This window comes from Pantoea sp. SS70 (assembly GCF_029866845.1).
Lineage (GTDB): Bacteria > Pseudomonadota > Gammaproteobacteria > Enterobacterales > Enterobacteriaceae > Pantoea > Pantoea leporis.
This window is the reverse complement of the sequence record NZ_CP117201.1, coordinates 17125-38014: the sequence shown is the minus strand read 5'-3', so window position 1 is coordinate 38014 and position 20890 is coordinate 17125. Positions and strand designations below refer to the sequence as shown.

The window sequence follows — 20890 nt, the reverse complement described above, 5'->3', positions numbered from 1 at the left end:
CGCATCACTCCCTATCCGCCTGCGCCAGCATAGCGCGGAACAGTTCGCTGTGAATCTGCTGACAACGCTTTGCCAGCTCAGCCTGATAAACGCTGTCGAGCGTGGCTTGCATATCGGCGGCAAGTTGCGGACGAGTAAGCAGGTATTTGGCGCTGCGATCCATTAACCCGTTGAGCACATCGTGCTGTTGCTGAAAACGTGCCTCATCGTAGTGTGCCAGCGCAGAAACCTCTGCCTGGCAGCGATCGAGGCTGGATAATTGATTAGCGTGCTGCGCGGCCGGGATGGTTTCCGCATGATAGGATGCATTGGCATTAGGCAGGGAAAAACAGCCGGTAAGCATTAGTACGCTACCGATAATGGCTCCGAATTTAAAATATCCTGAAAGTTTCATGACAAATAGGTTCCAGTCGATTGGGGGGAAAATTAAGCCTCTCGCTTCAATCTGCTGGCGCATTTATTTTATTGCATGATGCGGGATGTTTTATCATTCTTTGCTGCGCTCTCGTTATCCCGGTATTACTCAAGGTATTCGGTAATTTTTATAGCTGTAACTGGCCCTTTACTTGTGGCTATGCCGCAAGTTATCAGGTTGTTAACATCAGTGGGTAACGTGCAAAATCTTGTTCGGAGAGACTTAATGTTCGGGCAAAATAATAAGTAGATCCACTAGTCTTCGCTACGAGAGTACTCTCAAAAAAATATTTCCATTCTCGTACCAAACAACTTGAAGATTAATAAAATCAACAGGCCTGGCTTATCTACGGCGATATATTCACCGTTACTGGAAATTTTTGGCGGTTGACGCCAGTTATCTAACAAAAAAGATGACATTAGTGGCTAAGCGCGGTAATTTCCGGCCTCTGTAACCTTGACAACTCGAGCTTTCAACAGCCGCTTACGTCATACAGTTAGCAAAAATACAGTACACTGATTCTGACCCCCCTATTGTTAAGCAAGAGTGTTTGAGGATGAAAATATTCCGTCGTAATAACGTCTCTATCGCCCTGCTGGATGATCACTTCCTGGTGTTGCGCGGGCTCAGTGATGTACTGCGGGAAAATCCCGACTTTAAAGTAGTGGGAACCTTCACCAGCAGCAAGGAGTTGCTGAATTGCATTAAAAATACCAAGGTCGATGTGATTATTGCCGATTACGAGCTGGCACCGGCCGATATCGATGGCCTCAATCTGATCAAAACGTTGAACCGTTTACACCCGCGCGTCGCGGTTCTAGTAGTGTCAGCACATTACAATCCCGCCACGGTGGCGCTGGCGCTGCGCGGTGGTGCTAAAGGCTTTATCGGTAAAAATCGCCCGTTTGATGAGATTCAAAACGCGGCGCTGGAGGTGAGCCGTGGTCGCACCTTTATTGAACCGCAGATGGCGCAGGAACTGGCGAATCAGCAGCGCCATGGCGAAGTGCTGATCAGCGGCAATTACAGCGAAGCCAACGTGCGCCATGCGGTAAGTTTGTCGGCGTTGTCGCCGAAAGAGCAGGAAGTGATTCGCTGTTTTCTAGCCGGCATGACGGTAACGGACATCGCCGAGAAGTTTAACCGCAGCCTGAAAACCATCAGCGGCCAAAAGCAGAGCGCCATGCGCAAACTCGGACTAAAAGCAGACCACGAACTCTTTATTATCAAGGACGAATTGCTGAAGTCACTTCACATCTAAGCGAATTGCACCACTGGCGGGCAAGCTCTTCGCTGACGGTTGTACCTGCGCGCAGTTGACTTTCGATGGTTCCAGCCAACTGCGCCAGGCTATCCATCTGAAAGATTTGTGCTGTGCCGCGCAGGCGATGCACATGGTGCTGCATTAGACGCGTGTCCATCGCCTCACAGGCATGATTGAATCCACTGACATCCGTTTCAAGCCAGGCTTGCAGCTCCTGTTTATCGGACTCTTCTTGTTGTACATGCATACAGCTCGCTGCAGCCAGTTGGCACCAGCGACGTAAACAACAGGCCAATGCGGTGAGGATAATCGGTTTACTGAGCACCGCATTAAAACCGCTTGCTTCGCACTGTTCAAGATGCGCATCGTCATTCATGGCGGAAATTGCCACCACCGGCGTGGCTTCATTACCGCGTTCGCGCTCCAGCAAGCGTAAGCGACTGGCGATGTCATAACCGCTAATGTCTGGCAAATTAACGTCCAGCAGAATCACATCGTAGTAATTTTCCTCTTCAAGAAGCGCTAACGCTTGCTGACCGTTTTCCGCCAGCTCAACCTGGCAACCGAGCGTGACCAACTGCGCCTGTAAAGTCAGCTGCGCGGCAGGATGATCTTCTACCAGCAGAATAATGGTGCCCGGTGTAAAACATGGTAACGCAGGCTCATGCGCCGGGGACTTTGCAGTGCAAAGGCGTAACGGCACTTTAAGGGTGAAGGTGCTGCCCTCGCCTGGTTGACTTTGACATGTCAGCGTACCGCGCATTAGCGTTACCAGTTGTTGTGAAATCCATAAACCTAATCCGCTGCCGCCATAACGGCGATCGGCACCGTCATCCACCTGCGTCCAGGCATCAAACAAAGTTTTTTGCGCTTCCGGCGCAATACCAATGCCGGTATCCGCCACCGCCAGCGCAATCATGCAGGTGTTATCGGCGAAGAATTCTGCCTCCAGCGTCAGTGAAATAGCGCCGTGATATGTGAACTTAATTGCGTTAGAGAGCAGGTTATTGATGATTTGGCGTAAGCGATGAGGATCGCCTTTCATCCACTGCTTTTTGACCGGTTCATCAATGGCAATCAACAGATTCAGCCCTTTTTCCGCCATCATTGGGCGATAGCTCGCGCAAATGGTGTTGATCAGTTCGCTGAGATCAAAAGGCTGGCTATCAATAACGATGCACTCTGCGGAGAGCTTGCTGTGATCAAGAATATCGTTGAGCAGATCGAGCAGGCTGCGTGCCGACGAAGAGGCGAGCGCCAGATATTGCTCCTGCTGATGCGCATTCTCGTTACGTTTCATCAGTTCCAGCGAAGCAATCATCGCATTCATTGGCGTACGTATTTCATGGCTCATCATGGCGAGAAACTGGGTTTTACGCTCTTCGCTGGCGGTAGCCCGGCGGCGATGCATGATCGCGCGCTGCAGCAGCCAACCCAGCAGCAAAACTAAAAAGCAGAAGGTGAATATTTCCCAATGATAAAGTGAAAAAATCACGCCCATTGATGGATAACCGAGGCGCATGTCGCCTACCCAACGACTAAACATCTCGTTGGCATCGGCAGCCGGAATGGCGCTTAAGGCTTTATTGATGATGCTCAACAGCTGCGGATCGGCGGCGGAAATGCCCATAGTTAAACTGGCCGATAATTCGGGAATTTGACCGGCAATCGCTAGCTTATGTGAATAGTAGCGCCAAAGCAGTGGACGCATTACCAGACTGGAACCGAGCCCCAAGTCGGCGCGATCTTCATACACCGCCTGAAATATCTCACACGTATGATTTACCGGCAATAACAGAATGTCGGGGTAATTATCTTTCAACCAACTTTCATACTGTGTGCCACTGCGAACTGCGACACGTTTGCCGCGCAGCTGCTCGAGGGAATGAATGGTCTCACCTTTATTGTGAGAGATAACCGAGGCGCTGTAAGCCAGCCAGCGATCACTGAACATCCAGTCTTCACGTTGCTCCGCTGTGAGCAGCTCTGGTGCTATCGCTGAAATTAACTTAGCCGGCTGGTCGATCTGTTCCGCCAGAACAAAGCGCAGACCGGTAATCTTGCTAATTTTTTTCAGATAGTCGCGGCTTAAACCAATGTGTTGATTCTCTTCCTGATAATCCAGTGGCCAGCTGGCGATAAAGTGGTAAGGAACATCACGCTGAGCAGCGATCCAGTGCTTCTCATCCTCGGTAAAGGTGATCGGCGTGGCAAAAGTGGTGTAAGAAAGTTGCAGGCCGGCCAGAAGCAGCAAGACCAATAGCAAAGTGCGCATAACGTGATAACCTGACAAATTAAACCAACTGCTGCGTGTTTAAAGCTGATACAGCAAGATTAGGTAGGCTATTTGATGAAAAAAACGTCATCCGCTCTACGAGAGCACTCTCAATTGCCTTTTATCAAGGCATCAGGCTGTCAATCTGCGCTTGCCAATCCATCAAAGTTTCAGCAGCGGGTATCGGTTGCTGCCGTAGATGGGTTTCTATATCTTCGGCTTGTTGAGCCAATGCATCCAGTTGATACATCTGTGCCACGCCGCGAATGCGGTGCACAAAGTGGATCATATGCGGCACATCGCATTGTCCACAGGCTTGTACAAAATTATCCCGATCCTGTTGCAGCCATAACATCACTTCATCACTCATCAAAGACGTATCCGGTTCACTGATGGCGAAATAGCGTCCCAGTTTCTCTACTAACTCGGCTAAGCGAATCGGTTTGACCAGCACGTCATCCATACCGCTGGTTAAACAACGTTGCCGATGTTCAAGAGTACTAACGGCGGAGATCGCCACCAGCGGCGTGTGATCGCGCTGTTGCGCCATTTCGAACTGGCGAATTTGCTCGGCCAGCCAATAGCCATCCTTACCAGGCAAATTGCAATCTAATAACATGAGATCGTAGTAATTTTCCTCTTCGAGCAGCTGCAGCGCCTGCTCGGCACTCTCGACCATTTCATAATCGCAGTTTAGTTGAGTGAGCTGCGCTGCCAGCACCTGCTGATTTGCTGGATGGTCTTCCACTACTAAAACCGACAGCCCAGTCGGGAGTGCAGACATCGGGCGCTGTTCCTTGATGCGGTCTGGTGTGCGACTTTGATTAAGCGGCAAGATGCAAGTGAAAACGCTGCCTTTTCCCTCTTCACTGCTTAGTGTTAGATCACCGCCCATGCGTTTCGCCAGCGTACGACACAGATAGAGCCCCAAACCGCTGCCGCTGCGCACCCTTGCACCACGACTCTCAGCCTGCTGCCAGGCTTGAAACATGCGCTGTTGATCTGCGGGCGCGATACCAATGCCGGTATCTTCCACCGATAGGGTTAAGGTATGCGGTAATTCCGGCTCGTTCTGCCAATTGGCTTTTAAGGTAATAGTTCCGCTGTCGGTGAATTTCACCGCATTTGAAAGCAAGTTATTCACAATTTGCCGTAAACGATGCGCATCCACCTCCAGCCACAATGTCTCCAGAGCGGGCTGTATATCGAGGATCAATTCCACTCCTATGCGCTCAGCCGAAGGGCGCTGGCTGTCGCAGACTGCCGCCAGTAATTGACTGACTTCGCAGGGCGCAATATGCAGAGGGATTTCCTGCTGAATGAGTTTAGTGTGATCCAGCACGTTATTAAGCAGCTCCAGCAGATCCTGAGAGGAGGAGAGCGCTAACGCCTGATACTCTTGCTGCTTTTTATCTGTCGTCGGCTGTTGCAGCAATTCTAGCGAAGCAATGATAGCGTTCATCGGGGTGCGAATTTCGTGGCTCATGATGGCGAGAAATTCTGACTTATTTCTTTCACTCGCCTGCGCTTGGCGTCGCGCATTAATCGCGCTACGTAATGCCAATAGCAGTAACAGCAGAAGTGTGGCAAACGCAATAAGCTGATAACGATAGTGTTCAACAATCACGCCAATCGACGGCGAGCCCAAATCGACAATGCCCACCCAGCGTTTAAAGATGTTTTGCGCATCGACACCATTGATAGTGATAAAGGCTGCATTGATGATGTCGCGTAATTCGGGATAGGCCGGATCGATAGCCATATTGATTCCACTGGCCATTTCCGGTACCTGTCCGGCTACCGCCAAATCACCCGCGTAATAACGCTGTAGTATTGGCAGAATTATCAAGCCGGAGCCAATCACTGCATCAACCTGACGCTCATTAACGGCGCGTAACGCTTCACTGACGCCGGGATAATCGACCAGTTTAATCGCCGGATAATTCTTCCTTATCCATGACTCATATTCCGATGATTGTGCAATTCCAAGCCGTTTTCCGTCTAAACGCTCGATAGAGCGAATATCCATCGTCTCTTTGCGGCCCACCAGCATTGGCATGGTTTGCACCCAGGATTGAGTGAACAGCCAGCGCTGTTTCTCATGCGGGGGGATCAACTCTATACTGACTGCTGCATTGAGCATCGGCGGATTGAGTAGCGCCTCTTCAGGAGCAACATAGGTGAAATGCAGCCCGGTCCGTTTGCTGATTTCATCAAGGATGGTACGGCTCAAACCTACCGGTTTACCGTTTTCGCGATAATCCTGCGGCCAGCGATCGGTTACGGTATAGGTGATGTCGGGATGCGCCTTAATCCACGCCTGCTGCAGGGGGGGCAGATAGATGTGCTTCGCCTGAGCCACGTTTATTGTTAATAATAATATTAATAACAGTCTTTGCATCCACGCTTCCCCTGTTCACCTCCACCAAAGCGCAGTTTAGTCTCATTCAATACGCAGGGAAATGCAGATAAAAAAACTTCAATATGCGCTGCCGCAACATTTGCTCAACCTATTTGGTGCGAATCAGATAGTAGAGGCCGGAGTAAGACGTTGGTGTTTTAACTCTGGAGATGATATTTGACTTGATTGGCACCATGCTGCAGTTGCAAATGCCCATCAAGATAGTGCTATTGAAATAAATGGCAGACATAAACTCGCTGAAGCGAAGCTGATGGTTACAAATTCCGGATTAAAGCAATTATAGCAGGAGACCAGCGCGCAGCCTGCCTTCTGAATGACGCGCTAGCGTCATGGAGGCGCCAGATAATGGGGCTTATGACTCAGAAGCCAATCGGCGCCGTACGCCCGGCGCAGCCGGTTTCTGACCATTATATTCTGCCAGTCCATCCCCTGCCCTGATTAGCCTAAACCCACGTACAGCAATGAAGAAGTTTATGTAACCCCTTTTAACCCCGGTGAGCGGGCTTTACGGCGCTTGCGACGTAAAGGGCGTGATTTCCGGGGCCTTGGCGGCGGCAGCTTGCTGCTGACGCTTAGGGGGGGTGTTAAACTCGACTTTAAGCGATAAGCACGGAACTTAACACGGTAGCTTGTGGATCGTCAGTCCTCAGCGGCAGAGGAGACCAGCGCAGGTAATGCTGGCCAGATTTCACCCGGCTATGCAACGCCCTGGGCTGCCCCCGGGATAACGCTCAAGGCGATGAAGTGGATGTTTCAGAAGCACGCTCCGTTGGCTATTCGTCCGGATGGCTCGCTGTTTCAGATGCAGTGGATGTGGCAAATGTTAAAGAACTGCAATACAGACCATTATGCTACGAACAAAGCGCGGATGGTTAGGATTGCTGAATACAGCCGCGACTGTCTGCGTGAGCTTCGTCGTGATACGGGAATTCAATATCACGAGCGCCAGGGCGGAACACTCCAGTTATTTCGTAGTCAGGCACAGTTTGAACATGCTGCTCAGGATATCGCCGTGCTTAAAGACGCTGGTGTGCCCTATGAGTTACTTGAATCTCATGAGCTCATAAACGCAGAACCTGCGTTTGCTTCATCCTCGCATAAACTGAGTGGAGGGCTCCGGCTACCTAATGACGAAACCGGTGATTGCCAGATGTTTACCAAGAAGCTCGCACAGATGGCAAAGGATGTGGGTGTGAACTTTATCTTTAATCGAAATGTGGATCGATTGATAGATGACGGTAACCGAATTACCGGTGTGCAGTGTGGTGACACAGTAATGACGGCCGATCGTTATATCGTGGCCTTTGGTTCTTTTTCGACCCAGCTTCTCAAAAACCTGATGACCATTCCTGTTTACCCACTGAAAGGGTATTCCCTTACCATTCCCATTAAAGATGCCGCTCGTGCTCCAGCGTCTACCATTCTGGATGAGACCTATAAAGTGGCTGTCACGCGCTTTGACGACCGGATTCGAGTGGGGGGTATGGCTGAGATTGTCGGCTTTAACACTCGTCTTACGGAGGCTCGCCGGGAAACGCTGAAGATGATCGTCAACGATCTTTATCCCGGTAGCGGCAATATCCAAAAAGCCAGTTTCTGGAGCGGTCTACGCCCAATGACCCCAGATGGAACGCCTATTGTTGGCGCAACCCGATTCAAAAACCTTTTTTTCAATACCGGTCATGGAACGCTGGGGTGGACTATGGCATGTGGTTCGGGCCAGCTCCTTGCGGATCTGATTTCCGGTAAAACACCAGCTATTCCCTACAGTGACCTGGCTGTTTCGCGATACCAGGGAACGGCTGGGAAGTCATTTAACGACACTGCCGTCGAATAAGGAGAAGCTATGCCGCGCCCCATCCATGCTAAGATCGACCTGAAAGCGTTAAAGCACAATCTTGCGGTAATCAAAAGATTCGCAGGTGACAGTAAAGTCTGGTCGGTTGTCAAAGCCAATGCCTATGGTCATGGTATTGAGAATGTTGTTCGCGGCTTAGACCAAACCGACGGTTATGCCCTTCTCGACTTCGATGAAGCAATCAGATTACGGGAACTTGGCTGGCAGGGTCCGATACTTCTGCTGGAGGGATTTTTTGAACCAGCTGATTTAAAACTGATTGATCAGTATCAGCTCACTACATCCGTCCACAGCTTCTGGCAACTCGCTGCGATTGCAGATGCGCGGCTCAAACGCCCAGTAAATATTTACCTTAAGGTAAATTCGGGAATGAACAGACTGGGATTTTCTCCCGACCGGGTTCGGTCAACCTGGCTTGAAGCAAGCGAAAATCCGAACATTGGTGAAATTACACTGATGACGCATTTCGCCAGCGCTGATACTGCGGAGGGTATTAATGAACCCATGGATTTGATTAATTCCATTTCAGCGAAGACCCCTATACCCCGCTGTCTGGCAAATTCTGCTGCAACACTCTGGCATCCTCAGGCTAAAGGAGATTGGGTTCGACCTGGCATAATCCTTTATGGCGCTTCGCCAAGTGGAAAGTGGCAGGATATTTCAGAAACCGGATTGGTGACGGTTATGTCACTTCACAGCAGGATAATTGCTGTTCAGGATTTGAAATAAGGAAGTAGCGTCGGTTACAGCGGAAGATTTACGGCTCGTAGTCAGCAAAGAATCGGCATCGTTGCTGGTGGATATGCTGATGGCTATCCACGTCATGCCCCTACTGGCACACCCATATGGGTTGATGGCGTTCTGACACAAACGCTAGGTACAGTTTCAATGGACATGGTAGCGGTAGATCTCAGTTTGTGTCCTCATGCAGAAATAAACAGCCCGGTAGAACTATGGGGTAAAAATCTTCCTGTCGATGAAATCGCCTCGTCAGCTATCACGCTTGGTTATGAGCTACTGAGTGCACTTACGCGCCGGGTTTGTTTGTCAGCCGTGTAACCTGACCAAGCAAGTTTACTGATAATTATCCAAGGTGGGCATACTTGGGCACTGTATGAGTTTCTAAAAGGCCGAATGATAATAGGGTGAGTAAAGTACCTAACATCATAATTATGCTAAATAAATGCATTTGCATAAAAAATTAACGCTCATCATTTCTAGCCCTAACCTTCTCCTCATTTCGGCTTATTAGGCGTAACTGTCTTACCTAGCTTCCCCAAGCCTCGCCAGAGCAATTCCGTATTTTGAATTTTATTTCATCATAATGTTGTCGGGAAATTGTGTTGAAATTATTATGGCTGTGTTATCAAAATACAGCCAGAATTTATTTCTTGTCTACTGCAAGATTAACAAGTTATTAATTAACGCTTTCACGCATAAAGTTAGGAGAACATACTCTCTGTGAGGTTTCTCCTGAAATAAATACTAAGTTATTTAATGGATGGCGCCATTGTGATTAATCCAATAATCCACTTAACTACCTCATTGATTGATGAAGAGAATGGCGTCAACATATTGTTAATTACACTAATGGTTCTAATATTCATTACTTTATCATTAATCAAAATTAAATCAGCGAGCCCAGTTATTCTTATGTTGCTATCTTTGGTGACAAATGCGGATAACTTATCTCCAGCCAAGTACAACCTGTCAGATACATTAATTGATTCCAGCCTGCCATTAATCTTTAAGGAATTGATACCATTTCCGTTTAATGTATTCAATGAGCCATTATTAATATCTTTAAATATATCATTTTTATCTTTATATATTTTTTGTACGAAGAGATGTTTTGATTTTATTTCTGCTTGAGATGAAAGTGATATTGGATAAAATTTTTCTGGTCTTATAAATAAAACTATGCCAGTTAAAAACTTCCCTTCTATAATGCTTTCATTTTCTAAAATTTTATGAATTGTGCAAATGCTTATTTTATCATCAAGAGGGACTTCTTTAAGATTATTATGAATTTTGAAACTAAACGTATTAACTTTTGTATCAACATCAAAGTTAAAAGCATAGTCTTTATCTTTAAATGGCATGATATTAAAAACATATGCAATTTCATTGTTTCTACTGTTAATTCTTAAAGGGGAATTGACAAGTCTTGAGCCAACATCAAACCCACCTTCACAACCATTCCGCGAACTGACATTGGGATCGATAAAGACAGATTCTCTAATGGCTTATAACTATCTGACTTTTTGACAAACTTATCTTTAAGAGATTTGAGGTGTTTTGGAGATAGCAGACATCCGGAGTAACCATACATTATGTATTCATAACTCCCTTTTTTGCTGTCATATTTAAATGTTGTTGCAGCATATGAATCTACAAAGGTTGTGGTATCACTGGAATTGTCAGTTAAAAAACCAAAAGAACCATCATTTCCATTAGTCGTGTATCCAAGCTTTGACTCACCATTAATTTGAGCATCGATATAGGCTGGGCTGTGTGAATATACTAAATACATAATAGATAATATAATTACACCAATGAGTATAGATGACATCATTGGCACTATGCTTACTAAAAAATATGAAACATTATACTTTTTATCAAGTGCACAGCATAGTGAATTTATAATACACAACCAGAACCCAAGGAATTTTGCACCAAATAAATTGTATAACATGTTAGTTAATGCAGATGACGAAGTTAAATTTTTATTAATAATATCAGCGCACACATCCATTATTGAAAGCGAAAACCATGCTGTCACGACCAATATGAAATATGAATTAACTCTATTCCTTTCTTTTAATAAAATTAATGCGCAACAAACTGATGGAAATAAATAGCTTAGAGGCACGCATGAAAAAAACAGATCAGTAAAAACCTTGGGTTTTATGATGCAGTTATTACAAGTATTTAGTCCCATAGAGATAGTATATTGCTGTATGACTGATCCTGAGTTGGTTACTATATATACTGAAATAACTATTAATAAAAACCTTAATCCTTTATGAAACCTATCTTTCAAGTTAAATCTATTATCCATGTCATCCACCAGGGAAAATAAAATAATAATGACTGTGTGTTATACGTTTAAAAACTTATGGTTTGTTATGATTGGTAGTCTGATTTCATTCCGTGATAGTCTAATACTTAAGCATGGACTAAGACCGAATTAATTATCATTAAAAATAATTCGAGCACTATAAAGGACTAAAAATATTACAATGATTGTTTTTCTTTAAATAAGCTTCTAAATGTTATAGGCTGGATTAACCAAAATTCTGTAATGCCTTGAGCACCTTTCTGCACGACTTAACCATCAATTTACATTAACTTTCCTATCTCACCAAATCAATTCTTTATAACTAATTCCTCTTTCATCAATACCCTCTGTACCTCTCCCACTGAAATTGATAACGCTCTGGCATGAACCTAATCCGCACTATGTACCCAGTAGGTAAAACTCACTTACTGCTAGGACGCATTCTAAATGTAAGGCCCTAATTAATATATATTTTATAAGCCTCCTCCCATATGTATGAGGCCACTGATTGATCAGCTTTAAAGATCCTAACTTCATATAATAGGTGCTATATGTAGTTAGAGACTTTCGCATTGTTTTTTTACCTGACGCTTATCAAACCTCTAACCTTATATAATTACCATTATATAAGGCCAGACACCGGCGCTGAAACGCGCTATCATCAGGATCCGCCGCGGATCCTGACCTTTGTGGCCATTTATACGAAACGACGCGGCCTGAACCCCATCCGGCTGAACAGGCGCTGAGCGCAGGCGGCTAAAACTCCGGCAGCGCTACGTGAATTCTGGCGGGTATCTGCCCTGCCTTTTCCTCAGAATTCACGTAGCGTTGCCGCTTATTAAACGGGCGAAACTTTTCAACATGAGCGAACTTTCCGGTTTTAACGGCGTTGCCCTTAGCGGCAGCAGTGATGACGATCTCACCGCAAGACTGGCAGCCTTCGTCCGGCACCGCGAGGCATTTTCTCCAAACACGTGGCGGCAGCTGCTGAGCGTGATGCGGAGCTGCTGGCGCTGGTCGCAGGAAAACCGGCGGTCGTTCCTGCCGATGTCACCCGCGGATTTGCAGGACTATCTTTTTCACCTGCAGGCCACCGGGCGGGCTACTTCAACTATAGCGGTGCACGCCGCGCTTATCGCCATGTTACACCGTAACGCAGGACTGATCCCTCCGACGGTCTCACCCGGCGTTGTGCGCGCCAGAAAGAAGATCAACCGTACGGCCGTCGTCTCGGGTGAGCGCACCGGCCAGGCGGTACCCTTCTGCCGGCCTGATCTGAACCGCCTTGATGCGGTATGGAACAACTCGCCCCGGCTTCAGCACCTGCGTGACCTCGCCTTCATGCACGTGGCCTACGGCACGTTGCTGCGTATGAGTGAGATATCCCGGCTGCGGGTGCGGGATATCTCACGCGCGGCTGACGGGCGCATCCTCCTGGACGTTGGCTGGACCAAAACCATCCTGCAGTCGGGCGGTATCGTTAAGGCCCTCAGCGCCCGCTCTTCCGAACGGCTGATGGCGTGGATCAACGCAGCCGGTCTGGCTGGCGAGCCTGATGCGGTAATATTCTGCCCCGTACACCGGTCAAACAAAGTGACCGCAGTCTCTGGCGTGCCCATGAGCGCGCCGTGTCTGGAAGATATCTGGCGGCGTGCCCGACGTCAGGCGGGTGCGGGGACGCCGCTGAAAACGAATAAAGGACGCTATTCCAGCTGGAGCGGCCACAGCGCCCGGGTCGGCGCCGCGCAGGACATGGCGAGAAGAGGGATCTCCATCGCGCAGATTATGCAGGAAGGCACCTGGACACAGACGCAGACGGTGATGCGCTATATCCGCAGAGTCGATGCGCACAACGGGGCCATGGTCGGACTGATGGAGGATGAGGACTGGCAGTAATAATCCTGTTAAATCAGTGCCGTCAGGGGACGCAGGCGTGAAACGGTTTCCGGCAGCTGCTGGCGCAGCAGGCAGTCCAGAAATTCGTCAGGAGTGAATGGAGGTGATTTCAGGCTGGCGCGCTGGCGGCGCGCGGCATCCAGTACCAGGGTAATGTCCAGTTCGGTCAGATCTGTAATAAAGCTGTCTGGATGAATGGCCCGCAGATTCCATGTCGCGAGAACGTCGTCAGGAAAATCTTTCAGGTTAAATGTGACAATGCCTTCAGCCCGGGCAACGATTGCCGCAGCGACAACGTGACGATCGTCTTTATCAGGCAATCCCCGGATGGAGTCTGTCAGAGACTGATATCCGGTGACGAGAGCATCGGGCACGTGGCGATCCATTAAGGCACGGACCCGCTGAAGCTGAGCCAGGTTCAGTTCGGTGCGGTTGAGCAGCACGTTCCGGATCCACTCTTCGTGTATGTCTTCCGTCCATCTCGCGCGAAACTGTCCGCCGGCAGCAAGGTACATCAGGAAGCTGCGCAGAGGTGCAGGATAGAGTACACAGGCGTCAAATATGACGGTATAGCCAGAACTCATTCGTATCCCAGCCCCAGTTCCTGATCGAGCGCACCCAGCTCATCAAGTGCATCATGCCTCTGGTTCACCAGTTTTTCACGGTAGGCCAGCGCATCCATATAGCGGATTTTACGGCGGTTTCCCGTGCGGTGATAAGGCAGTTCACCGTTGTCCAGAAGCCGAATCAGCGTTGGACGCGAAATGTTCAAAAGGTCGGCCACCTCCTGCGTAGTCATTTCGGCCCCTACCGGAACAAGGCGCACGGCGTTCCCGTCCCCGAGTTCGGTCAGCACGTCAACCAGCATACGAAGCGCGCTGACCGGAATGCTGACATTGTGGATCCGGCCACTTCTGTCAGTGAGTGAAACCTGCTGAGACTCTGCCCGTGTTTCAAGGACGGCGGAGAGCTCCCGGCTACACAGGCGCGCAAGTTCCGCTTCCTGCAGGGAAGGAAGCTTATTCTGAAGTTGTGTCATTTGAACACCTCCTGTATCTATTATTCGAAATTTTCGCAAATGCTGGCGCCTTATGCAACAGCATTGTGGTGTGATGGTGTGGCTTAACGTCCTAGGTTATGTAGCCCGGCAGCGCGGGCATGGCGGTGAGGTCTGTTTACCGGATGTGCTGATGCCATGTCCATGGACTTTTATACGAAGGTTGCGGACCCGTCAGGCGATAATCGCTTACACCGCAAATACCATAGCGTCTGGCTGGTCAGTGACTGCAGAAATTATACGCAGTCTGATTTCTGCAGACTTATTGAAATGCTGAGGATGACTGCCATACCCGGAATAAAACTCTTATATACCGGAAGTGATGAACGCCGGAAACTGCAGCGACTGATGAAGGGTTTCTCACGGCATATGGAGTGTAAACAGTTCATGCCGTCTGATGCAGGGTGTCAGGATATATAGACAGGCCTGTTAACCCGGCCGTTTAGCGCATTCTTTCGCTGGCAGGTTTAGATACGTCGCTGCGCTCACGCTTGCCCATGGCAACCGCTGCGATAATATACTCATCGTCTATCACCTGACAGATCAGACGAAAGCAGGATGCGCTGAGTTTAATTTTGTAACAGTCCTTTATGTCACAGAGCTTTGCGGAAAAAATGGGGGTTCTCACAATACTTTTTAACCTTTCGGGCAAACTGCTGCCGGATAGCCTTGTCCAGCTTGTGCCATTCTTTTAAAGCATCTTCTATGAATTTAACCGCGCAGGTCACAGAAAGGCGTCCGGATCAACGTCATGCAGCGGCTGCTGGCCACGTTCCCTGACACGTCTGCCCAGCTCCTGATCGTCAATGGCATCAGGCATCTGCTCGTAGAGTTCAGCCGGCACGCAGTAAAATGCGGGCTGGTTTTGGTACAGAATGGCAACAGGAAAACCGTCACCGGCGCTTACGGTAGCCATCGGATTTTTCGTCAGCTCACTTACGCTGGCGCTGGTATCACTCAGGATAATGTGTGGCATAGCCCCTCCAGGAGTGTTTGACCGGTCCTCAAAGCATATGCTCATCCGTTATTAGCTGACTGTCTTTCTGTCATGCGATCGGAATCTTTTCCGCCTGACTGACTTTGGGAAGCGGACAGAGCCACATCGGCCCGCAATCAGCTTGTTTACAGGCCCGCATCGATTTGCCGCTCCGGTTTTGTTAATGCCGTCAGGCTGATAAAGTGTCCTGTGACCTTCTGCGACAATCCGGAGTACGCCATGCTTACCACAATCATTTACCGCAGCCATCTCTGCGACGAAATCCCTGTCAGCGTTCTGCCAGAGATGGTGGATAAGGCGAGCCTGCTTAATGCCCGGCATCAGGTGACGGGTATCCTTCTGTTCAACGGCACGCACTTCTTCCAGATTCTGGAGGGGCCCGAAGAGGGAGTGGTTGAAATTTACGCCCGCATCTGCGCCGATCCCCGCCATCACAACGTGGTGGAGCTGATGCGCGATTACTCCCCCGGCCGGCGCTTTGGCAAACACGGTATGGAGCTTTTCGATCTGCGCCTTCATGACGGCGGTTCCGTACTGCAGGCGGTACTCGATCGCGGAACGTCCCGGTATCGCCTGACCTACGACGATCGCGGACTGCAGTTCCTCAGAACTTTTGTGGAAGATCGCGAAAAGGAATATTACTACGAGGTGCCCCCGGCAGGGCTCTGGGAGTTCATTCCCGACAGGGACAGGACGCCGGTCCCGGACAGCAGCATCCTGTTCCGTCCGGTAGTTGATCCGCTGGGCCGCAGGGTCACGGCCATGGAAGCCATTCCTGATGCAATACCAGCAGGACTTCAGGAGTGTGAACGCCACCGTCATAACCTTTCTGCGGTCAGGGAAGCCCTGAGCAAAGCGGGAAGATCGTGTCCGGACGGCATGACGCTCTACGTCAGCATATTGCCTATGACGCTGGTTGTAATACCTGACGCCGTAGCCCTGCTCGTCAGCGCGATTGAGAGTGCCGGTCTGGTGCCTGAACAGATCATACTGGGCGTCAGCGAAACGGAGGTGATCTCCCGGCTGGACGCTTTCGCTGATGCTGTCAGGCATCTGCGCCAGGCAGGCATCAGCCTTTCGATCGATAATTTTGGCGACGGCACCGCTGGCCTCTCATTGCTCGCGCACGTTCAGCCCAGCCGTGTACGCATTGGCGCCGGTATCATTCGTGATATTCACCGCAGCGGCCCGCGTCAGGCGGTGGTTCAGGCGATTATTCGCTGCTGCTCAGCGCTGGAGATCAACGTTATTGCGGCGGGCGTGGAACGTCCGGAAGAGTGGATGTGGCTTGAGGCTGCCGGCGTCATCGACTTCCAGGGCAGCCTGTTTACCCCGGAAGGCACCTGCGTGGCGTGGCCGGAAGTACGCGATGCAGGTTGAACAGCCTGCCCCGGGCCTGGATGGATGGGGCCCGTAAGCCCCTGTTGCACGATAAGCAGGCACGTATGTGGGTGGGCCGGTTATCCTGCCCGCGATGCGCCGCTCAGAAAGGCCTTCTTCTGTCGGCTGTTTCTTCCCCGGTTGGCTTTTCCCAGCCACAGGCGAAAGTGGGATGCCATCGTGCCTGCATCCTGCGCGTCCGGCGTGCGGTACATCAGCAGCCGGCTCCGGGTCTGACTTGTGCAGTCCGTCGCATAGATTTCGAATGCCGCCCCGCGCTGCTCACACTCGATTGCTGTAAAATGCAGCTGTGGCCAGCGGCTGACCTTCTGCATAAATTCATTCAGAACCATATTTATTTCCTGTCTTTTTTTGTTATTGAAGCTTTGCTGTTTCCCGGGTCAGACTAGACGGAGATGGTGATTTTTCAAGTCGCCGGCGCCTGTGGCCGTAAAAATCACTCCCGGGCCGGACGGCATCGGCAGTAAGCAGCGTGCCTGTTCCCGTCTGAAGGAAGGAACAACGTCAGGAGCTTTCTGCACGGGCAACCGCGAACAGGCCGGGACACGGCTCGTCGCGAACACGCCCGTCAGTCCCCCGCTCGGCATTCTGCACCTCAGACAGCAAATTAAATTCATCAAGTGCGCCCCCTCAGGCCCGAACAGTGGCTATTATAAAAAGTGATTGTTCTTTTCTCAGAAGTCTGCAAGCTTCCCTTCTCCCCGCTCCTGCGGGGATTTTTTTGCCCGCCCGCCCTGATTTTCCGGTGTGCTTCAGTATGCTAAGCTCAGCCCCGACTATTGAGCCGGAAAGACCTGATGAAAAACACCTTTGACGACAAAATGACGGAAATCATGATTGGTGAGGCCGTGACGGCGCTGCTGGATGAGGACGTGGCCATCAGCTGGACCGCGCTGACGGAGCGGCTGAGGGCCGCAGTTGAGGGTGAAACGAATGAAGATCGGATCAGGGCCGGGATGCGCGCAATTGAAGAAGTCCGCCGTGAAATGAACGCGCAGAAGGATAAAGGCAGAACCGGCGGGACACAGGTACACGCGCATCATGGAAAACTTCACTGAGCAGGTTGAGCAGATGTTTCAGCGCACCCGCCTGCTATTTTATACGATGATCCCCGGCGGACGGAGGTCGAGTGAACGATGACGTCACCGCTGAGGATATTTTCGCTGCTATCGGGATCGTCGTGGCGCGCCTCCTGAAGCCGGATCAGTATCTCACGCTTCATGAGATTGTCAGTGCGCTTCACGCAATGGGTGAAGAGCCGCACCCGCCTGTAACCCGCGCCTGCTGCGCGCGCGCGGTCAGGATGCTGTCACGGCAGATGCATTAGCCGACAGGTCTGATAACCGGGGGAATGACCGCGCACCAGCGCTAATGCCCTGTCAAATTAAGCCGCTCCCGCGGCACGTGCGGTTACGAGGACTGCTCCTCCCGTCGTCGGGCGTTCGCCAACCACTGCCTCACGCTCGTTACGCAGCGCCATCACGCCGATGGTGCTTTCGATCTGAGCAATCAGCCACAGAATGACAGCCTCAGTAATTCCCTTTTTTACCGCTGATAAGAAATTCGCGGATGACCGCAGCAATAAAGCCGTCTTCGCCGCGAATATATCACCGCCGTTATGAAGATGGAGGGTGAGGTCGGCTTAAGGCGTGGATCGTCCGGGTATGCTGAATGGGTGAAACTCCCGGTACATGCTCCTGCAGGGCTGCAAGTTCAGAAATGACAAGCCCCTTTATCACGGCCGCAGGAAAAGGGGGAACCTTACCGTGATGGCTGAGGTACTGAGCTGTGCCTCTGATGATTCATTGAGATATTCACCGCTTCCGGCTGCCTCCGGAAACGTTCCGTTCGGCAGAGGAAAGAACGTCAGCTTCCCTGCGTTCACGCGATTGGGTAAATTCAGACTGCATCTCCCCAAGAGCCATAGCGATAGCCTCAAGGCGTTCCGGATGCTGTTCGCCCTCAGCCATGTCCCGTAGCTGCTGCACGATATCGCCGGCGCTGACCTGGTCACTGCTGCCGAGCAGGGAGGCTACGGCCTCGCCCAGGGCAACGTCGGCCAGGTGCTCGATCTTACTTTTATTCATACTCGCACAATCCGGTACTGAGCCCCTCCGGGCAGAATGGCAGCGCTGCCTCTCCGGGCGGCTCCGTATAAGTGCAGCAGCTACGGCTCACATCGCGCCACACAGGTCAGCGTCCGAATAACAGGCTAATGAGCGTGTGATAGTGGCGCTCTTCTTCCGGATCGGCAGCTGCCTCAAGACGACGCAGCAGGCTGGCGCAGACGGCCTTGCGGTTGAGGACCTTGCCCGCACGCAGAATTTCAACGACTATCATCCCAAGCGTTTCCTGCTGAGTCGTCGCAGTAGCCTTACTGAAACAGGCGGCGAGGCCGCTCTCCCTGTCGGGACATTTTTTTACGTTCTGACGCATGGGGAACCTCACAAAATGGTTGAATGCGGCCGGTTTGGTCTGAGCGCAAATTTATACAAAAAAGACAAACCTGTACAACATTTATTTTATTGTACAGATATAATTTTTTCTGCAAAAAATGCCATTTTTGAGGGTGCGTGCGCAGGCATTATCAGGTAGGACAGACAGATTGCCCATTGGGCTGGCGATGAACGCATCAATTACAGCGTGAAGCCGGCTTCGGGTAACTCCGGTAGCACACTGCTGACCCGTCCCTCTGCGACGGGTGGCTTCTGGCGAATTTTAATGTTCATAACCCCGGGCTGACTGGACTATCCAGTGAAGCTCAGAGCGGTGTGCATGCTCTGACTTGAGAAACCCTTTCAGCCAGCGCGTTGCCCCGTCAATCAGCGCCAGACGTGCAGCGCTCTCTTCCTGCCTGGCCATACTGTTGAGTTGATCAAGCAGCGACCTTACACAGATTTCGCCATCATTCAGGGCAATATGCAGGACTGCCTCGCCGATAATGTTCTGGCAATCTTCGTCATTCTGGTTCAGCACGGGTCTTCTCCGGTGAAGCAGGTTCAGTCGTTCTGACGTTCACTTTCCTGCAGAACGCGCACTGAACCCTAGGGCAAATCCGGTATCCATCTTCTGTTTGTCTGAAAGTTTAATTAATACTGAAGACATTTGAATACAGAAGATCGACGCATATTACTCACGGATGATAGTTCATTTCCGTTGATAAAAATGCTAAATAAAAATTATATTTAGTGTGAAATCGATTTTATCATCGGATGGGGCGTGTCCAGGGACGTCACACTGTGAGTTTTTAAAGGCCAAAAATTCATTACACCGCAAATGCGTTCTGATTTTATACATAATATTCAGAGGTATGAGTTTTAAAAATCGTCAGACAGGTATTTTTGCAATGCAGAAATGAAAACTTTAATTCAATACGTGCTTAATATAGGAAATAACCATTTTCTATATTTAACCAATAACAGTATTTGTATCCGATTTCAGGAAATGATGTATCGTCGGCGGGAGAAGCTGATGCACGAGATGCACGAGATGTACGAAATGCAGGCCAATAGTGTCCCTGTCTGATGATGTCTGAATGCTTGACATCTTCATCAGGCCAGCGTGGATGTGGCGCGGTTTTCGCCATACGGACGCGTCTGAGAGCGGCTAAAGATTAACCATCTGATAGTATGTTCATTGAATAACAGGTAATCTGTACCATGCTTAGCACGCGGAACGGCGCGTTACATCCTCCCTGGGAAGCTGTTCTGCACCCGCGTCGTTCCGCGCGCCACCGGTTCGGTAGCTCACTTCTGCATCAACCGACCAGACCGGAGGGCTCCTCAGCAAGCACCCCGTCTCCGGTTCAGCGAAGGCGCTTACGGAATTCCTTTGCACGCCGATTTAACCTTGTAACTGCGGGCCGTCTGCCAAATCCTCCGGGTGGCTGTGCTGATTTGTCATCCCTGAATCATCAACACTGTACACGCCTGCCCCCATAGGTTATTTTGCACACGGCCCTCAAAGATAAGCAGGTAACTTCATGCGTCAGAACGGACTCCCTCCAGGAAAATCTACCGGGCTGACAGGCTATTTCAGCCAGGTAACGCATCCCCGCCAGATTGAGCTGCTGGGCATGATCACCGTCGATATCATCCGACAGGACCGGCGGGTAACGCGCACAGCGCTGTGCCTCAAGCTGGTGGGCCTTATCGATGCCACCGATGACGAAGATGAAGCCGCACACATCACGGCCCTGATAAAAATCCTTTTCAATCGCTGAGCAGACAGGGTAATAGCGCTGG

18 protein-coding genes and 3 pseudogenes are annotated in these 20890 nt (G+C 50.2%); 8 read left to right on the top strand and 13 right to left on the bottom strand.

From position 1 onward, the window contains the following. Window positions 1–4 precede the first annotated feature (4 nt). Window positions 5–394, bottom strand: a complete 390-nt coding sequence (locus tag PO881_RS23325; protein ID WP_280173446.1) for a hypothetical protein — start codon at window positions 392–394, stop codon at window positions 5–7. 577 nt (window positions 395–971) lie between these two features. Here PO881_RS23325 and PO881_RS23320 point away from each other — a divergent pair. Then, window positions 972–1676, top strand: a complete 705-nt coding sequence (locus tag PO881_RS23320) for a response regulator transcription factor (protein WP_280173445.1) — start codon at window positions 972–974, stop codon at window positions 1674–1676. Here PO881_RS23320 and PO881_RS23315 read toward each other — a convergent pair. Further along, a complete protein-coding gene (locus PO881_RS23315; RefSeq protein WP_280173444.1) occupies window positions 1642–3954 on the bottom strand; it encodes an ATP-binding protein in 2313 nt (770 codons plus the stop codon). The genes PO881_RS23320 and PO881_RS23315 overlap by 35 nt on opposite strands. Before the next feature lie 124 nt (window positions 3955–4078). Next, window positions 4079–6355 carry an ATP-binding protein gene (locus PO881_RS23310; protein ID WP_280173443.1) on the bottom strand — a complete coding sequence of 759 codons (2277 nt, stop codon included), beginning with the start codon at window positions 6353–6355 and terminating at the stop codon, window positions 4079–4081. 649 nt (window positions 6356–7004) lie between these two features. Here PO881_RS23310 and PO881_RS23305 point away from each other — a divergent pair. Next, a pseudogene (locus PO881_RS23305) lies at window positions 7005–8213 on the top strand (D-amino acid dehydrogenase); the annotation flags it as partial. A 9-nt stretch (window positions 8214–8222) separates the two neighbouring features. Next, window positions 8223–9293, top strand: a pseudogene (gene alr / locus PO881_RS23300) (alanine racemase). Between the two features lie 431 nt (window positions 9294–9724). On the opposite strand, the gene PO881_RS23295 reads toward alr, so the two are convergent. Together PO881_RS23295 and PO881_RS23290 are read right to left on the bottom strand one after the other, a co-directional pair. Further along, window positions 9725–10336 (bottom strand): hypothetical protein, encoded by a 612-nt coding sequence (locus tag PO881_RS23295; protein ID WP_280173442.1) that lies wholly within the window; start codon window positions 10334–10336, stop codon window positions 9725–9727. 44 nt (window positions 10337–10380) lie between these two features. Then, entirely contained in the window at window positions 10381–11295 is a 915-nt protein-coding gene (locus tag PO881_RS23290; protein ID WP_280173441.1) for a hypothetical protein, read from the bottom strand. A gap of 861 nt (window positions 11296–12156) precedes the next feature. Here PO881_RS23290 and PO881_RS23285 point away from each other — a divergent pair. Further along, window positions 12157–13191: a tyrosine-type recombinase/integrase gene (locus PO881_RS23285; RefSeq protein WP_280173440.1), complete on the top strand. Its 1035-nt coding sequence runs from the start codon at window positions 12157–12159 to the stop codon at window positions 13189–13191. A gap of 8 nt (window positions 13192–13199) precedes the next feature. Here the strand turns inward: PO881_RS23285 and PO881_RS23280 are convergent, their stop codons facing one another. From PO881_RS23280 to PO881_RS23265, 4 genes and pseudogenes are all read right to left on the bottom strand, one after another. Beyond that, complete coding sequence (locus PO881_RS23280; RefSeq protein ID WP_280173439.1) at window positions 13200–13775, bottom strand: PIN domain-containing protein; 576 nt, start codon at window positions 13773–13775, stop codon at window positions 13200–13202. Next, window positions 13772–14230: a helix-turn-helix domain-containing protein gene (locus PO881_RS23275; protein ID WP_280173438.1), complete on the bottom strand. Its 459-nt coding sequence runs from the start codon at window positions 14228–14230 to the stop codon at window positions 13772–13774. The genes PO881_RS23280 and PO881_RS23275 overlap by 4 nt, the downstream gene beginning before the upstream one ends. A gap of 460 nt (window positions 14231–14690) precedes the next feature. Then, a pseudogene (locus PO881_RS23270) lies at window positions 14691–14976 on the bottom strand (type II toxin-antitoxin system RelE/ParE family toxin). Then, window positions 14973–15224, bottom strand: a complete 252-nt coding sequence (locus PO881_RS23265; protein ID WP_280173437.1) for an antitoxin — start codon at window positions 15222–15224, stop codon at window positions 14973–14975. The pseudogene PO881_RS23270 and the gene PO881_RS23265 overlap by 4 nt, the downstream one beginning before the upstream one ends. A gap of 240 nt (window positions 15225–15464) precedes the next feature. On the opposite strand from PO881_RS23265, the gene PO881_RS23260 reads away from it, so the two are divergent. Beyond that, window positions 15465–16625, top strand: a complete 1161-nt coding sequence (locus PO881_RS23260; RefSeq protein WP_280173436.1) for a diguanylate phosphodiesterase — start codon at window positions 15465–15467, stop codon at window positions 16623–16625. A gap of 80 nt (window positions 16626–16705) precedes the next feature. Here PO881_RS23260 and PO881_RS23255 read toward each other — a convergent pair whose 3' ends face one another. Continuing rightward, entirely contained in the window at window positions 16706–16978 is a 273-nt protein-coding gene (locus PO881_RS23255; protein WP_280173435.1) for a hypothetical protein, read from the bottom strand. 465 nt (window positions 16979–17443) lie between these two features. Here PO881_RS23255 and PO881_RS23250 point away from each other — a divergent pair, with 465 nt between their 5' ends. Then, window positions 17444–17704 carry a hypothetical protein gene (locus PO881_RS23250; protein ID WP_280173434.1) on the top strand — a complete coding sequence of 87 codons (261 nt, stop codon included), beginning with the start codon at window positions 17444–17446 and terminating at the stop codon, window positions 17702–17704. 71 nt (window positions 17705–17775) lie between these two features. Then, entirely contained in the window at window positions 17776–17973 is a 198-nt protein-coding gene (locus tag PO881_RS23245; RefSeq protein WP_280173433.1) for a hypothetical protein, read from the top strand. Between the two features lie 487 nt (window positions 17974–18460). Here PO881_RS23245 and PO881_RS23240 read toward each other — a convergent pair whose 3' ends face one another. From PO881_RS23240 to PO881_RS23230, 3 genes are all read right to left on the bottom strand, one after another. Then, entirely contained in the window at window positions 18461–18733 is a 273-nt protein-coding gene (locus PO881_RS23240) for a hypothetical protein (protein ID WP_280173432.1), read from the bottom strand. Window positions 18734–18839: 106 nt separating this feature from the next. Continuing rightward, window positions 18840–19082, bottom strand: coding sequence for a regulatory protein YcgZ (gene ycgZ, locus PO881_RS23235; protein ID WP_280173431.1), 243 nt, complete (start codon window positions 19080–19082; stop codon window positions 18840–18842). 282 nt (window positions 19083–19364) lie between these two features. Further along, complete coding sequence (locus PO881_RS23230; protein ID WP_280173430.1) at window positions 19365–19622, bottom strand: hypothetical protein; 258 nt, start codon at window positions 19620–19622, stop codon at window positions 19365–19367. Between the two features lie 1006 nt (window positions 19623–20628). Here PO881_RS23230 and PO881_RS23225 point away from each other — a divergent pair. Next, window positions 20629–20868, top strand: coding sequence for a hypothetical protein (locus tag PO881_RS23225; protein WP_280173429.1), 240 nt, complete (start codon window positions 20629–20631; stop codon window positions 20866–20868). The last annotated feature ends 22 nt before the right edge of the window (window positions 20869–20890 follow it).

Bases quoted from the DNA above. Each gene is read 5' to 3' on its own strand.
- PO881_RS23290 (WP_280173441.1), bottom strand. From the start codon at position 11,295: ATGGATAATAGATTTAACTTGAAAGATAGGTTTCATAAAGGATTAAGG.
- ycgZ (WP_280173431.1), bottom strand. From the start codon at position 19,082: ATGCGTCAGAACGTAAAAAAATGTCCCGACAGGGAGAGCGGCCTCGCC.
- PO881_RS23240 (WP_280173432.1), bottom strand. From the start codon at position 18,733: ATGAATAAAAGTAAGATCGAGCACCTGGCCGACGTTGCCCTGGGCGAG.
- PO881_RS23255 (WP_280173435.1), bottom strand. From the start codon at position 16,978: ATGGTTCTGAATGAATTTATGCAGAAGGTCAGCCGCTGGCCACAGCTG.
- PO881_RS23225 (WP_280173429.1), top strand. From the start codon at position 20,629: ATGCGTCAGAACGGACTCCCTCCAGGAAAATCTACCGGGCTGACAGGC.
- PO881_RS23310 (WP_280173443.1), bottom strand. From the start codon at position 6,355: ATGCAAAGACTGTTATTAATATTATTATTAACAATAAACGTGGCTCAG.
- PO881_RS23315 (WP_280173444.1), bottom strand. From the start codon at position 3,954: ATGCGCACTTTGCTATTGGTCTTGCTGCTTCTGGCCGGCCTGCAACTT.
- PO881_RS23325 (WP_280173446.1), bottom strand. From the start codon at position 394: ATGAAACTTTCAGGATATTTTAAATTCGGAGCCATTATCGGTAGCGTA.
- PO881_RS23275 (WP_280173438.1), bottom strand. From the start codon at position 14,230: ATGACACAACTTCAGAATAAGCTTCCTTCCCTGCAGGAAGCGGAACTT.
- PO881_RS23295 (WP_280173442.1), bottom strand. From the start codon at position 10,336: ATGCCATTTAAAGATAAAGACTATGCTTTTAACTTTGATGTTGATACA.
- PO881_RS23260 (WP_280173436.1), top strand. From the start codon at position 15,465: ATGCTTACCACAATCATTTACCGCAGCCATCTCTGCGACGAAATCCCT.
- PO881_RS23320 (WP_280173445.1), top strand. From the start codon at position 972: ATGAAAATATTCCGTCGTAATAACGTCTCTATCGCCCTGCTGGATGAT.
- PO881_RS23280 (WP_280173439.1), bottom strand. From the start codon at position 13,775: ATGAGTTCTGGCTATACCGTCATATTTGACGCCTGTGTACTCTATCCT.
- PO881_RS23285 (WP_280173440.1), top strand. From the start codon at position 12,157: ATGAGCGAACTTTCCGGTTTTAACGGCGTTGCCCTTAGCGGCAGCAGT.
- PO881_RS23250 (WP_280173434.1), top strand. From the start codon at position 17,444: ATGAAAAACACCTTTGACGACAAAATGACGGAAATCATGATTGGTGAG.
- PO881_RS23265 (WP_280173437.1), bottom strand. From the start codon at position 15,224: ATGCCACACATTATCCTGAGTGATACCAGCGCCAGCGTAAGTGAGCTG.